Annotated in this window: 16 protein-coding genes; 9 read left to right on the top strand and 7 right to left on the bottom strand. The window is 63.2% G+C overall.

Annotated features, from left to right (window positions below; all coding sequences use genetic code 11):
• Positions 1-54: 54 nt before the first annotated feature.
• Complete coding sequence (locus ACFCW2_RS07660; protein ID WP_379545376.1) at positions 55-870, top strand: sterol desaturase family protein; 816 nt, start codon at positions 55-57, stop codon at positions 868-870.
• A 15-nt stretch (positions 871-885) separates the two neighbouring features.
• On the opposite strand, the gene ACFCW2_RS07665 is transcribed toward ACFCW2_RS07660, so the two are convergent.
• On the bottom strand, positions 886-1620 hold the full coding sequence (locus ACFCW2_RS07665; protein WP_379545377.1) for a ParA family protein: 735 nt from the start codon (positions 1618-1620) through the stop codon (positions 886-888).
• A gap of 137 nt (positions 1621-1757) precedes the next feature.
• Positions 1758-2102 (bottom strand): DNA-directed RNA polymerase subunit omega, encoded by a 345-nt coding sequence (rpoZ, locus tag ACFCW2_RS07670; protein WP_379545379.1) that lies wholly within the window; start codon positions 2100-2102, stop codon positions 1758-1760.
• Between the two features lie 122 nt (positions 2103-2224).
• Here rpoZ and ACFCW2_RS07675 point away from each other — a divergent pair, with 122 nt between their 5' ends.
• Complete coding sequence (locus tag ACFCW2_RS07675; protein ID WP_379545380.1) at positions 2225-3430, top strand: phospholipase D-like domain-containing protein; 1206 nt, start codon at positions 2225-2227, stop codon at positions 3428-3430.
• A 172-nt stretch (positions 3431-3602) separates the two neighbouring features.
• On the opposite strand, the gene ACFCW2_RS07680 is transcribed toward ACFCW2_RS07675, so the two are convergent.
• Positions 3603-5141 (bottom strand): replicative DNA helicase, encoded by a 1539-nt coding sequence (locus ACFCW2_RS07680; protein WP_379545382.1) that lies wholly within the window; start codon positions 5139-5141, stop codon positions 3603-3605.
• Between the two features lie 145 nt (positions 5142-5286).
• On the opposite strand from ACFCW2_RS07680, the gene ACFCW2_RS07685 reads away from it, so the two are divergent.
• The 3 genes from ACFCW2_RS07685 to ACFCW2_RS07695 are packed head-to-tail and all read left to right on the top strand — an operon-like array spanning position 5287 to position 6953.
• On the top strand, positions 5287-5805 hold the full coding sequence (locus ACFCW2_RS07685; RefSeq protein WP_379545383.1) for a UPF0262 family protein: 519 nt from the start codon (positions 5287-5289) through the stop codon (positions 5803-5805).
• A gap of 3 nt (positions 5806-5808) precedes the next feature.
• Positions 5809-6525: a GH25 family lysozyme gene (locus tag ACFCW2_RS07690; protein WP_379545384.1), complete on the top strand. Its 717-nt coding sequence runs from the start codon at positions 5809-5811 to the stop codon at positions 6523-6525.
• A complete protein-coding gene (locus ACFCW2_RS07695) occupies positions 6522-6953 on the top strand; it encodes a cytidine deaminase (RefSeq protein ID WP_379545386.1) in 432 nt (143 codons plus the stop codon). The genes ACFCW2_RS07690 and ACFCW2_RS07695 overlap by 4 nt, the downstream gene beginning before the upstream one ends.
• 11 nt (positions 6954-6964) lie before the next feature.
• Here ACFCW2_RS07695 and ACFCW2_RS07700 read toward each other — a convergent pair whose 3' ends face one another.
• The 3 genes from ACFCW2_RS07700 to ACFCW2_RS07710 are packed head-to-tail and all read right to left on the bottom strand — an operon-like array spanning position 6965 to position 9782.
• Positions 6965-8011 (bottom strand): endonuclease/exonuclease/phosphatase family protein, encoded by a 1047-nt coding sequence (locus ACFCW2_RS07700; protein ID WP_379548947.1) that lies wholly within the window; start codon positions 8009-8011, stop codon positions 6965-6967.
• Between the two features lie 2 nt (positions 8012-8013).
• Positions 8014-9159 (bottom strand): M14 family metallopeptidase, encoded by a 1146-nt coding sequence (locus ACFCW2_RS07705; RefSeq protein ID WP_379545387.1) that lies wholly within the window; start codon positions 9157-9159, stop codon positions 8014-8016.
• Entirely contained in the window at positions 9159-9782 is a 624-nt protein-coding gene (locus ACFCW2_RS07710) for a DUF4136 domain-containing protein (RefSeq protein WP_379545388.1), read from the bottom strand. Before ACFCW2_RS07710 ends, ACFCW2_RS07705 begins: the two co-directional genes overlap by 1 nt.
• 107 nt (positions 9783-9889) lie before the next feature.
• On the opposite strand from ACFCW2_RS07710, the gene galE reads away from it, so the two are divergent.
• The 3 genes from galE to ACFCW2_RS07725 all read left to right on the top strand — a co-directional run bounded on the left by galE (position 9890) and on the right by ACFCW2_RS07725 (position 11909).
• Positions 9890-10918 carry a UDP-glucose 4-epimerase GalE gene (gene galE / locus ACFCW2_RS07715; protein ID WP_379545389.1) on the top strand — a complete coding sequence of 343 codons (1029 nt, stop codon included), beginning with the start codon at positions 9890-9892 and terminating at the stop codon, positions 10916-10918.
• A 90-nt stretch (positions 10919-11008) separates the two neighbouring features.
• On the top strand, positions 11009-11134 hold the full coding sequence (gene ykgO / locus ACFCW2_RS07720) for a type B 50S ribosomal protein L36 (protein ID WP_011415100.1): 126 nt from the start codon (positions 11009-11011) through the stop codon (positions 11132-11134).
• Positions 11135-11288: 154 nt separating this feature from the next.
• Positions 11289-11909 (top strand): HAD family hydrolase, encoded by a 621-nt coding sequence (locus tag ACFCW2_RS07725; protein ID WP_379545391.1) that lies wholly within the window; start codon positions 11289-11291, stop codon positions 11907-11909.
• 118 nt (positions 11910-12027) lie between these two features.
• Here ACFCW2_RS07725 and ACFCW2_RS07730 read toward each other — a convergent pair whose 3' ends face one another.
• A complete protein-coding gene (locus tag ACFCW2_RS07730; protein ID WP_379545392.1) occupies positions 12028-12372 on the bottom strand; it encodes a CC_3452 family protein in 345 nt (114 codons plus the stop codon).
• Between the two features lie 175 nt (positions 12373-12547).
• Here ACFCW2_RS07730 and ACFCW2_RS07735 point away from each other — a divergent pair, with 175 nt between their 5' ends.
• Complete coding sequence (locus tag ACFCW2_RS07735; protein WP_379545394.1) at positions 12548-13102, top strand: winged helix-turn-helix transcriptional regulator; 555 nt, start codon at positions 12548-12550, stop codon at positions 13100-13102.
• Positions 13103-13104: the final 2 nt, after the last annotated feature.

The following is a 13104-nucleotide window of genomic DNA, read 5'->3' on the forward strand; positions in this document are numbered from 1 at the left end:
GGCGGGGCGCAATCGCGCTTGTGTCCTCCTGCCATCGTCCCGATATGGCAGGCTATGGAGATATTCGGTCTCGATGCACCGCTGGTCGGTCTGGCGATTATTGCCGGAGCCTTTGCATTGTTCGCGCTGGCGGAATTGGCCGTGCCCTTCCGCCAGCAGCCTCTGCCCCGCAAGTCCCGCTGGACGGCCAATCTCGGTCTGTATGTGATCGATACGCTGGCCGTGCGATTGCTCCTGCCGCTGGCAATGGTCGGCGCGGCGGTCTGGGCGCAGGACCGCGGGTGGGGTGTGCTGCCCCTGCTGGGCCTGCCTGACTGGGCGAGCTTTGTGGCGGCGATCCTCCTGCTCGATCTGGCATTGTATCTTCAGCACCGCGCGACGCATGTCGTCCCGCTGCTGTGGCGGCTGCACAAGGTCCACCATGTCGACCCCGGCTTCGATGTGACCACGGCGGCGCGGTTTCATCCGGTCGAGATTGTCCTGTCGATGGCCTACAAGATGAGCGTCGTCGTCGCGCTGGGCGCTAGCCCGCTGGCGGTGTTCGTGTTCGAGGTGGGCTTTGCCGTCTTCACCCTGTTTACTCACGCCAATATCCGCCTGCCTGCACCGCTGGAGCGTATCTGGCGGTTAGTGTTCATCACGCCTGATTTGCACCGCATCCATCACTCCACCCTGCCGCGCGAAACGAACAGCAATTACGGCACCTTCCTGTCGCTGTGGGACCGGCTGCTGGGAACGTATGTGGGGGCAGGGCGCGATGGCCAGCAGGCGATGGATATCGGGCTGGCGAGCTTTCAGGATGACCGGCCCGGGCGGCTGGGCTGGAGCCTTACATTGCCGTTCGCTGCGCAGCCGAAGGGCGAGGAATAGCGGTAACGCAAACGCCTATTTGCGCTTCGCCAGTTTCCGCTCGATAGCGGTCCACAGGTGCTGGAAGGAACGCGCCGCCGGGCTGCGCGGGGCGAACGCGCCGACCGGTTGCTGCCGCACGGCGCATTGCTCCACGGCGCTGGCCTGCGGCACGGTGGGCCAGTCCGGATGCTCTTCCCGCGTGGCGCGGTGCAGATTGCGCCTCAGGTCCAGCATGGAGAGAACCGGCAGGATCGGCGGATGGCGCGACGTGTTGGCTTTCACAACCTCAACAACCCGGTCGAAGGCGCGGGTCGAGAGCGGGGAGGGCGGCAACGGCACGATAATCAGGTCCGCTGCACGCACCACCTGCGCGCTGGTTTCATTCAGAACCGGAGGGCAATCGAAGATGATCCGCTCGTAATCCTTGCCCAGCTGCGCGGCGATCTTGGCCAGACGCTTGCGCTTGCCCATGTCCATGAACTGGTTTTCCAGCGCGCGGATCGTCTCATCGGCGGGCAGCACATCCAGCCGTTTGTGCGCGGTTTTGCGGATCAGTTTGGCCGGGTCACGCTCCAGCGCGAAGACACTGGTCGCCACCTTTTTCTTGCGCGGTTCCACGCCGAGGAGGAAGCTGGCCCCGCCCGACGCATCCAGATCCCACAGCAGCGTGCGGCGGCAGGAAATCTCTGCCGAGCACCAGGCGAGATTGGCGGCCATTGTCGTTTTCCCGACGCCGCCCTTCACGCTGTATACTGCTACGACTGCCATGCTGCCTGCTGCGTGTCCTTATGCTATCCTGAAATTGCGTCGCTGACTGGTTTAGCCGCGATAGGCCCGATTCCGAGACACAAAAAAAGGCCGCCCCGATGCGGGACGGCCTTTTCCGGTGTTTCTGCCGCGAGCGCTTAGCCCTCGTAATCGGAACCGATCGAGGTGGATCGGGTCGGGGCTGATGCGGTGATCCGCAGCGCCTCTGCCGACTGGCTCAGCGAACCGACTTCATCGATATCGTCATCATCGTCCGGCAGGATTTTCTGGAGGTTGGTAATCACCTCTTCCTTCAGCTCTTTCGGCTTCACATTCTGCTCGGCAATTTCGCGCAGGGCGACGACGGGGTTCTTGTCCCGGTCACGCTCCAGCGTCAGATCGGCACCGCCGGAAATGTCGCGTGCGCGCTGTGCAGCAAGCAGGACGAGATCGAAACGGTTGGGAATTTTGTCGACACAGTCTTCGACGGTAACGCGCGCCATATGTGGGCACTCCGGGCAAAATTGGAATTTCGGGGTTGACGCTGCCTAGTCACGGGGCCGCTCCGAGTCAAGAAAATCGCGTTTCCTTGTCGCGCCAGCCGGGGCCGCCTAAAGCGCCCGCAATGCCCGATCCTGCGCAGCCCCTAACCCCGGACGACACACCGGCCACCCCACCGGCGCAATACACCGATCCGCCGATGTTTTCCGCTTCGGTGGAAGGGCTCGATCTGTGGGTCTATCCTTGCGGGAAGGAGCGGCTGGAAGCGCTGCTGCTGCTGATCGACGGGGCGCAGCATTCGCTCAAACTCTGCTTCTACATTTACGCGAAGGACGATGCCGGGCGCACCGTGCGCGATGCGCTGATCCGGGCGGCGCAGCGGGGCGTGAAGGCAACGCTGATTGTCGATGGTTTCGGGGCGGAGGCGGATGCGCGGTTCTTCCGTGATTTCACGGCTGCGGGCGGCGATTTCCGCGTGTTCTCCTCACGCAAATCGCTGCGCTATCTGGTCCGCAACCACCAGAAGATCGCGCTGGCCGACGATGCCAGAGCCATTGTGGGCGGGTTCAATATCTCGGACGATTACTTCGCCCCGCCGCAGGAGAACGGGTGGAACGATCTGGCCGTGTGGCTGGAAGGCCGGGCGGTGTCGCCGCTGGTCGACTGGTACGACAATCTGCTGGAATGGACCGATGCGGACGGGGTGGAATGGCGGCATATGCGCCATGCGGTGCGCGATTGGGACGCCGGATCGGGCGCGGTGCGCTGGCTGATGGGCGGGCTGACGCGGCAATTGTCAGGCTGGGCGCGCAATGTCGGGCGCGATCTGGACAAGGGGCGGCGGCTGGACCTGATGATGGCCTATTTTTCGCCCCCCAAGCGCCTGCTGAAAAAGATCACCGCCATTGCCGGGCGCGGGGAGGCACGGCTGGTGATGGCGGGCAAATCCGACAATGCCGCGACCATCGGTGCCTCGCGCTCGCTTTATCGCAAGCTGCTGCGGGGCGGGACCGAGATTTACGAATTCGACCCGTGCAAGATGCATACGAAGCTGCTGGTGGTGGACGATGTGGTCTATCTCGGCAGCGCGAATTTCGACATGCGCAGCCTCTATATCAATCTGGAGATCGTCCTGCGGGTGGAGGACGCCGCCTTTGCTGCCAAAATGCGCGAATATATCGCAGGGCGACTGGCCGCGTCTGTGCAAGTGACACCGGAGCTGCATGCGCGGCGTGGCACGTTCTGGAACCGCCTGCGGTGGAAGGTCAGCTGGTGGCTGGTCGGTGTGGCCGATTACACGGTGAGCAGAAGGCTCAATCTGGGATTGTAGCGCGGGGGAGCGGGCTGCTTGTTTGGTTGCGGAAAGCGCATCCGCGCTTCCCTACGGTGCCGGCCCACTCCCCCGCCCAACCACCCGATACCTTATCGAGGCATGATCGGGTGTTTGGGTGGGGGAGCGGGCTGGCACCGCATCTGCCGCTCAGGCCGGAAAACCCTCCCCCTCACTCATACCCCAAATCCGAATAATCACGGAAATTTGCATCGGTGAACTTCGTGACTTCGCTTTCGAAGTGCAGGTCGACATTGCCGGTCGAACCGTGGCGCTGTTTGGCTACGATCAGTGTCGCATTGCCCCGGAGCTGGTCATACTTCTCTTCCCATGCCCGGTATTTCTCCACCACGTCCTGGGAACTCGTTTCATTGGGAACTTCGGGGCGGATCGCCTCGTGATAGTAATCGCCGCGATAGATAAACCACACCATATCGGCGTCCTGCTCGATCGAGCCGGATTCGCGCAGGTCGGACAGCATCGGCTTCTTGTCTTCGCGCTGCTCCACCGCACGGCTCAGCTGCGAGAGCGCGATCACCGGCAAAGACAGCTCCTTGGCCAGCGTTTTGAGACCACGACTGATTTCCGAAATCTCGTTGACGCGGTTGTCCTGACTGCGGCCCGAACCCTGCATCAGCTGCAGATAGTCGACGACAATCAGCCCGATATCATGCTTGCGCTTGAGGCGGCGGGCGCGGTTGCGCAGGCCCGAAATCGACAGCGCTGCCGTGTCGTCGATAAAAAGCGGCAATTCGGACAGCCTCTGGCTGGCATTGGCCAGTTTCTGAAACTCGTCGCGATTGAGCTTGCCCGACCGCAAGGAGGAAGAGGAAATCCCGGCCTGCTCTGCCAGAATACGGGTGGCCAGCTGGTCGGCGCTCATCTCCAGACTGAAAAACGCCACTGGCGCCCCCTGATTGACGTCGCCGCCATCGCGCTGGAAATCGAGATGCTCTGCCGCGCAGTTGAAGGCGATATTTGTCGCCAGCGAGGTTTTGCCCATGCCCGGACGTCCGGCCAGAATGATCAGGTCGGAATCATGCAGGCCGGCCGTCTTGTAGTCGATGTTCTTGAGGCCCGAAGTGCGCCCCGAAACGCCGCCGCCCGAATTCATCGCCGCTTCGGCCAGTTTCAGCGCGGTCTTGGTGGCCGTGGCAAAGGTCGTCGCCTCGCTGCCCGATGCCGCGCCCTCGGCCACCTGGAACAGCGACGCTTCGGCCTGCTCGATCTGCTTCATCGGTTCGACCGTTTCGCTGGTGTCGAGCGCGCCCTCCACCAGATCGCGGCCAACGGTGACCAATTCGCGCAGCAATGCCAGATCGTAAATCTGCTGGGCCAGATCGCGCGGGGCGAGCAGGCCCTGCCCATCGGCGGTCAGCTGCGCGAGATAGGTCGTGCCGCCCAGTTCGGACAGTCCCTCGTCGCCTTCGAAATAGGGCTTCAGCGTCACCGGGCTTGCGGTGGCATTGCGGTCGATCAGCGCCAGCACGCGTTCGAAAATCTTGCCGTGGATCGGCGCATAGAAATGCTGCGCGCCCAGCGGGGTCTGCAAATCTTCCACCACACGGTTGTCGATCAGCACTGCGCCCAGAAACGCCGCCTCTGCCTCTACGTTGGCTGGCAGGGTGCGGCCCGATTCGCCTTCCTTTGCGGATGGGCCGGTGGCTGCGGGGTTCTCGTCGGTTCGGATCAGGAGGTCTTGGTCGGACATGCCACGCTGTGTGGCCGCGCCGCCGCAGGGTGGCAAGGGGCTATGGGGGCGCATAAGCCACACCCCGCCTGTGGATAGTGGGGATGGTTCTCACACCCCTTGCAGGAAGCGGCGGCAATCTGCGAAAGCGCACCTGCTAACAATTATGTCCGATCCCGTTTCATCCTCCCCGGAAGACCCGCAGCCGACCTGGCGACTCTCGCATGTGGAGCTGGATGAAGAGACGATTCTGTGGCGCAATGCCGATGTCGAGCAGGAGCGCCGGGTCGCCATTTTCGATCTGATCGATGAAAACCTGTTCCGCCCCGTGCGCGCGTCTGAGGCCGGGCATCAGGGGCCGTACCGGTTGAAACTGGCGGTGCAGGACGGGCGTCTGGCGATGGATATCCGCAATGAAGCGGATGAAGAGCTGGAGATGCTGCTGCTTGGGCTGGCACGGTTCCGCCGCCCGATCCGCGAGTATTTCGCCATTTGCGACAGCTATTATCAGGCCATCCGCAAGGCTACGCCGGCGGAGATCGAGACAATCGATATGGCCCGGCGGGGCGTGCACAACAATGCAGCCGAACTGCTGGTCGAACGGCTGGAGGGCAAGGTCCACACCGATTTCGCCACCGCGCGCCGCCTGTTTACGCTGATATGCGTGCTGCATATCCGGGGCTGACATATGGCGCGGGGGAGCAGCAGACGGGGTAAGCGGAAAAGCGGCTGGCTGATCAAAGGGCTGGCTGTGCTGGCGCTGGTCATCGGCATCGGCGCAGCGTGGCTGTGGTGGGACACCCAGCACTGGCGGCCCGACGAAGGCGCCTATCCCGATCAGGGCGTGGAGATTTCCGCCAGCGACGGCGTGGTCAATTTCCGCACTCTTCGGGCGCTGGGCGCGGGCTTTGCCTATCTGCATGCCAGCGACGGCGAAGGCGCGCAGGACCCGGCCTTTACCGCCAATCTGCGCAGCGCGCGCGAGGCGGGGCTGCAGGTCGGAGCGATCCACCGCTTCGACCCATGCCGCCCGGCCGACAAGCAATCGGCCAATTTCGTCACTATGGTCCCGCGCGACACGGACCTGCTCCCGCCCGTCATCGCGCTGACGCGGGATGCCGCGACATGCGAGGCGCGGATCAACGAGGCGGCGGTCGAAAGCGAGCTGATGACGCTGGCCAACCAGATCGAGAATCACGAGGGCAAGCCGGTGATCCTGAAAATCGGCCCCGAATTCGAAGCGCAATACGGGCTGGCCGGCCGGATCGAGCGGCAATTGTGGCTGGTCCGCACGCGGCTGCTGCCCGATTATGGCGGGCGTCCATGGCTGATCTGGACCGCGAACGAGGCCATGGTGGTCGACGGAGCGGACGAACCGCTGCGCTGGCTGGTGGTGCGATCATGACGGAGGCTGTTGTGGACGAAGGCGATCTGATTGCAGCGGCACATGCGGCTGCGGCCCATTCCTACAGCCCCTATTCCGACTATGCGGTGGGCGCGGCGCTGGGCTTCGCTGATGGCAGTGTGGTGACCGGCACCAATATCGAAAACGCGAGCTACGGTCTCGCCTTGTGCGCCGAGACAGTGGCGGTGGCCAGGGCGATGGGCGAGGGCGCCCGCGGCGGTCTACAGATGGTCGCCGTGGTCGGCCCGGCGGACAAAGGCGGGGGAGAGCCGATCACCCCGTGCGGACGGTGCCGGCAGGTGCTTAACGAGCTGGCGGCGCTGGGCGGGACGGATCCGCTGATCCTGTGCGTGGGCGCTCAGGAAACGCGGCGTGTACAGCTGAGCGCGCTGCTCCCCGATGCTTTCGGACCGGCCAGCCTGGATTAAATCAGCCTCGCCTAGCTTGCCTTCACGATTTCGGCACCGGGGTCGGCATCCTTGTCCGATGCAGGCTCGAACGATTCGATAATTTCGCCCTCGCCATCGCGCAGGCAGAAACGCCCCTTCATCGGCAAATGGTCTGCGCCGACATTCTCCAGCACTTCGAAAGATTGCAGGCGGATTTCGTTCTTCACAAGCAACTGGTCGAGCGGCCAGCCGACAAATGCGAATTTCGCCGGGAAAGTTGGGTAGGTGCCGCGTCCGGCGCGCGGATCGCGGTAGTCGCCGTCTTCACGGAAACGCGTGGTCGTGGTGGACCATGGCACATCGTTGAAATCGCCCATCACAATCACGTCGGCCAGCTTGTCCGGCGTAATCTCTCCGGCCCGCGCGATCATGGCATCGCGCTGCGTCGTGTTCTGGCCCGGCAAAGGCGGGCGGGGATGCAGCCCGATAAACTCGAACGCCGATTTGTTGGGCAGGCGCAGCGTGGCGTAAAGCGTGGGCGTATCCTCGGCGATATTGGTCAGCATCTTCGCCTTGATCACTTGCAATCGGCTGGCGAAGACCATGCCGTAGGTGTTCTCCAGCGGCATGGAGAGCGTTTCGGAATAGGCACTCAGCTGCGGTTCCAGTGCGTCCATCCACGCCGCATTGGTCTCCATCAGAAACAGCAGATCGGGGTTCTCGCGCTCTATCAGGGCGGCCACGCGGTCATACTGGTCGTTCGACTGTTTGACGTTGAGCGAGAGGGCGGTGAAGCACGACCCGGCAGCGTCATCGTCCGAAAACGCGATTTGCTCCTCCGCCATCGGGGCATAGGGCCACAACCGTGCGACCTGAATGGCTATGACCACGGCGAGACCGCCCGCAATCCACCAGCCCGCCCGTTGACGAAACGCCAGCGCGAGCAGGGCAAGAACGACAGCCAGATAAAGGATCGGTTGCCGCACCAGATCGACCACCCGGATAAGCCAGAAATCGCTGTCGCTGAGCGAGGCAAGGCTCGCGATCAGTAGAAGGGCAGTGGCAATACCAAGGACCAAAAGCCCCGCTTTGCGCATGGTCACTGCGCCTCGATCCACTCCAGCAATGCGCCGAGACACTCGCGGGCCAGCGCTTTGCAGCGTTCCGGGCTCCAACCCTGCGCGTCGTCGGGCCAGTCGTCATTGTCCTTGAACGGCATTTCCAGCGTCATGGCGCAGGCGCTGTAGCGCTCGGCCACCTGATTGGTGCTGATCGTCAGATTGGCCTTGCCCGGCGCGGATTTGGGATAGCCGAGTCTGGTCTGGAAATCGGGCGTGCGGCGCTCGAGGATATTCTGATAGCGATAAAACGCATCGCCCAGTTCATCGGTCCATGCCGGAATGCCCTCGAACCCGGCAAGGAACACAGCGGCAATCGCTTCGTCGCCATGCACATCCATGGCGAAGTGGACGCCGCTTTCATCCATCGCGTTCCGGATGGCGAGCACTTCGGGCGATTTTTCTGCGCTCGGTTCGGCCCATTCGCGGTTGAGATTGGTGCCCACCGCATTGGTGCGCAAATGCCCCCGGCGCGAACCGTCGGGATTGCAATTGGGCACAATATGCAGGCGGCAATGCTGGCGCAGCGCGCGCGCCACGGTGTCGGCCGGGTCGCACAGCATTTCCAATGCGCCCTCCATCCACCATTCGGCCATACTCTCGCCGGGATGCTGGCGGGCATAGAGCCACACCTGCTTCTCGCCCGTGCCCATTTCGAGGCAGTCGAGCGGCTGTCCGTCCAGCGTTTCGCCGAGACGGCGATAATGAACGCCCTCGGATGCGGCGCTTTCGGCCACCAGATCGTGGTGCCGCTCCATCGAATAGGGCGCGAAATAGGCGAACCATGTCACATCTGTGCCGGGGGCGTAGCGGATGGTCAGCGTGCCATCGTCCTCGTCCTTGTCGAAGCTGGACGGGGCGCGGCCCCAGAAATCGCGGTCTTCGGAGACGCAGGCATTGTAGCCCGGCCAGCCCTGCGGATAGGCGCTGGCATTTAGGCCAGTGATCTTCAGCTCCAGCTCGCGGTCTCCCGCACCGGTGACGCGGAAGTGGAACCACTGGGCAAAGTCCGACTGGTGATCCTTGCGCAGGGCCAGTGTGGCCTTCGCGCCATCGATCGAGAGGATTTCGATATTGCCGCTGTCAAAACCGGTGTCGATTGCGATGTTGCCTTGGGGGCCCGCCATCAGTCCACCTCCACCAAAATTGTCTCGCCGTTCGCGCCGGGAAATTCGCGGAACAGCGCGTCGGCAACGATGGCTGCGTTGGTTTGCGTTTCTGCTGCATCGGAGCCGGCAGACGCATCGAACTCGGCGCGGCCTTCCCACAAGACGGTGTTGCTGGCCGCGTCTCTCAGAGTGACGGCCATCCGCGTTGTCACCTGCTCGCGCGCGCCGCCGCCCAGATTGATCCCGACGCCCACGCCGACACCGGAGCCATAGCTGCCCGTGCTACCGCCAACACCCACGCTGACAGGGGAGCGTTGACCAGCTTCGCCGCGCACAAATCGCTCCAGCTGCACCTGCGCCACGCGCTGCGCGCCGTCGCGGCTCTGCTCGGAATAGCCCAATCGCGCCAGCTCGGCGGCAATGGCTGCTTTGTACGGGGCCAGTTCCAGACCTTCGCCTTCATATCCCGGGGCGCTTTCGATAAACAGCGTCGTGCCGCCCAGCATCGCATCCGCGGCTACAAAGCGGGTGACCTGCACCGGTCCTGGCGCAGGCGTGGCGCAGGCGGCGAGTGCCAGAGGAGCTGACAGGGCAAGCGCGAAAGTGCGGAGGCGAATGTTGGTGGCTTTTGGCAAAGTCATAGTTGCAATTCCTTCATGGAAAGGCGCTATTGGCATGGGAATGCTTAACCGGGGCAATCTGTGCCGGAATTGCCGCAATAGCCTGTAATCAGAGAAAGAACCACCGCATGACAAGCAGCCAATCCTCTGCCGTACTGGTCACCGGGGGCGCGGGCTATATCGGCAGCCACGCCGTGCTGGCGCTGCGCGATGCCGGGCGCAAAGTGGCGGTGATCGACAATCTTGTGACGGGCTTTCGCTTTGCCGTGCCTGATGATGTGCCGTTTTACGAAGGCGACATCGCCGACGCCGAACTGATCGCCCGCATCGTTGCCGAGCAGAATATCGGCGCGATCATGCATTTTGCAGGCAGCGTCGTGGTGCCCGAATCGGTCGAGGACCCGCTCAAATATTACGACAACAACACTGGCCGTACGCGCAGCCTGCTGGCCGCCGCCGTGACAGCCGGTGTGCCGCATTTCATCTTCAGCTCGACCGCCGCGACCTACGGCGTGCCCGATGTGTCCAGCGTGACCGAAGACACCCCGCAAGCGCCGATCAACCCCTATGGCTGGTCGAAGCTGTTTACCGAGCGGATGCTGGCCGACACAGCTGCCGCGCATCCGATGAACTATTGCGCGCTCAGATATTTCAATGTCGCCGGGGCCGATCCGCAGGGCCGCACCGGGCAATCGACCAAGGGCGCGACGCATCTCATCAAGGTCGCGGTCGAGGCGGCGCTGGGCAAGCGTGACAGCGTGGCGGTGTTCGGCACGGATTACGACACGCCCGACGGAACCGGCGTGCGCGATTACATCCATGTCAGCGATCTGGCCGCCGCCCATGTGCACGCGCTGGACGCGCTTGAGGCCGACCCTGCGCGCAGTCTGACGATGAATTGCGGCTATGGCCGGGGCTTCAGCGTGCTGGAGGTGCTAGACGCGGTGGACCGCGTGACCAATGCGCAGATAACCCGCGAGATGCAGCCGCGACGGGCGGGCGATCCGGGTGAGCTGGTGTCCGACCCCTCGCTGATCCGGGCGACCCTGCCGTGGCAGCCGCGGCACGATGATCTCGACACAATCGTCGGCCATGCCCTGCAGTGGGAGCGTATTTTGAGTGAGAAGACGAGCGCCGACAGCCCCGACAAGTCTTGACGGGGCGCGATTCGCCGCTTAGGCGCGCCCCTTGAATTTCAGGCATCGGAGAACCATCTCCGGTGCCGATTTTATTCTCGGGAAATATGTATGAAAGTCCGTAACAGCCTTAAGTCGCTGAAGAACCGTCATCGCGACTGCCGCGTGATCCGCCGTCGTGGCCGGACCTACGTGATCAACAAGACCAACCGCCGCTTCAAAGCGCGCCAGGGTTAGTTTTTTGTAGTGCGGTCAGGACATCCGTCCTGACCTTGCGGCACCGGCCCGCTCCCCCTCCCAACCACCCGATCATGCCTTTACAGGTACCGGGTGCTTGGGAGGAGGAGCGGGCCGATGCCGTTCCCGGCTTCCATGATTGCCACGGAGAAAGATGTTGAACACCGACTCTGAGACCAAGGCTGTCGTGTTCGACGTCGGACGTGTGATCGTGCAGTGGGATCTGCGCCATCTGGTCGAGAAGGTCGTGACCGATCCCGCCGAGTGCGATTGGGTGGTCGATCATGTCATCACCCTCAATTGGCATTTCCAGCATGATGCGGGCCGCCCGATTGCCGGTATGGTGGCCGAGCGCAAGGCGCTTTTCCCGCAATATGCCGAGGTGATCGACGCCTATGCGAACCGCTTTATCGAAACGATACCGGGCCGCGTGCCCGGCACGGCCGAGCTGATCCAGCGGCTGCATGAGCAGGGCACGCCGCTGTTTGCCATCACCAATTTCGGGGCCGATTTCTGGGAGCAGTTCGCGCCGACCGAGCCGGTGCTGGAGCTGTTCCGTGACATCGTGGTGAGCGGGCAGGAGAAGTTGGTGAAGCCCGATCCCGCAATCTTCCGCCATGCGGCGCGCCGGTTCGGATACGCGCCGGCCGAGATGCTGTTTATCGATGACAGCCCCGCCAATGTGCAGCGCGCGGCGGATGAAGGGTGGCAGGCTCACCACTTCACCGATGCGGCCACGCTGGAGGCCGATTTGCAGCAGCGCGGCCTGCTTTAGGCGGCCCACCACAAAAAAGGGACCTCCGGCGGGGGAAGGCCGAAGGTCCCTGGAGTGTCACCCGGACGGAGAGAACGGGTGGGGGGTACCGGTCAATTCGGGATCGATCAGGCGCCGATCAGGCAGGCTGGCACTTGGCCATCTTGTCCTCGGCCAGCGCTTCACCCTTCACGGTAAAGGTCGCGACTTCGCCGAATTCCCGCACGAAAGCCTTGCAGACATTCACGGGGCGCGAGCCCGCCTTGGGCGCGACGCATACGGTGCCCTTGCACTGCCACGGCGTGCCGCGGATGATTTCGAGCGTCTTGGTCGTCGGCTGGGCCAGCTCCGCGCGGTAATGGGTGGTGCCATCGCGGGCCTCTGCCGCGACGGGGGTGATCGCCGTGCCGAAGGTCAGCGCGGTGTAAGCGACAGCGAGCAGGACGCCGGAGGATTTGCGGAAAGCGGGGAGAGAGAGGGTCATTTCGGATTGCTCCTTAGGTTTGATTCAATGCCCTGATCCGGGGGGAGGTGAAGATCAGTTGCGAATCACTACCTAATGAATTAGATTTTAAGTTGCAACCTAAAATGTAGTTTGCATTTGGAGTCGGGCGGCGTTTCCCGCTACACCGGTGAAAAGTTGAGAGGATTGAGTGCCCATGGGCAGCGAAATGCGCGAACCACTAAAGGATCTGAACGCCTGCGGTCTGCCGGAGGCGCTGGAAGTGATGGGCGAACGCTGGAGCTTCATGATCCTGCGCGCCAGCTTCAACGGGCTGCACCATTTCGAGGAATTCCTGAGCGAGCTGGGCATTGCCCGCAACATCCTGTCCAACCGGCTGGGCCGGCTGGTCGATCACGGCATTCTGGACCGCGAGCCTGATCCCGATGATCGCCGCCGCATCGAATACCGGCTGACGGAGAAAGGCTTCGACCTGCTGCCCGCCATGCTGGCGCTGCGCCAGTTCGGGCAGAAATATGTCGACGGCTTCGTGGCGACCGACCCGGTGCTGGTGGACGAACGCGACCGTATGCCCGTCGGCCCCGTGGCGATCCTGGCGCATGATGGCCGGGTGCTCAGCCACCAGGACCTCAATATGGTCGCCCGCGCCAGCCTTCCGCCCGAGGCGAAGGACCGCCAGGAAGGTGAACTCGACCCCGGCACACGCGGCTGGATCGACGACAGCGAAGAGGCAGCTGTCGCGGCGGAGTGACC

The sequence above is a fragment of the Qipengyuania algicola genome, assembly GCF_042492175.1.
GTDB lineage: Bacteria > Pseudomonadota > Alphaproteobacteria > Sphingomonadales > Sphingomonadaceae > CAJXSN01.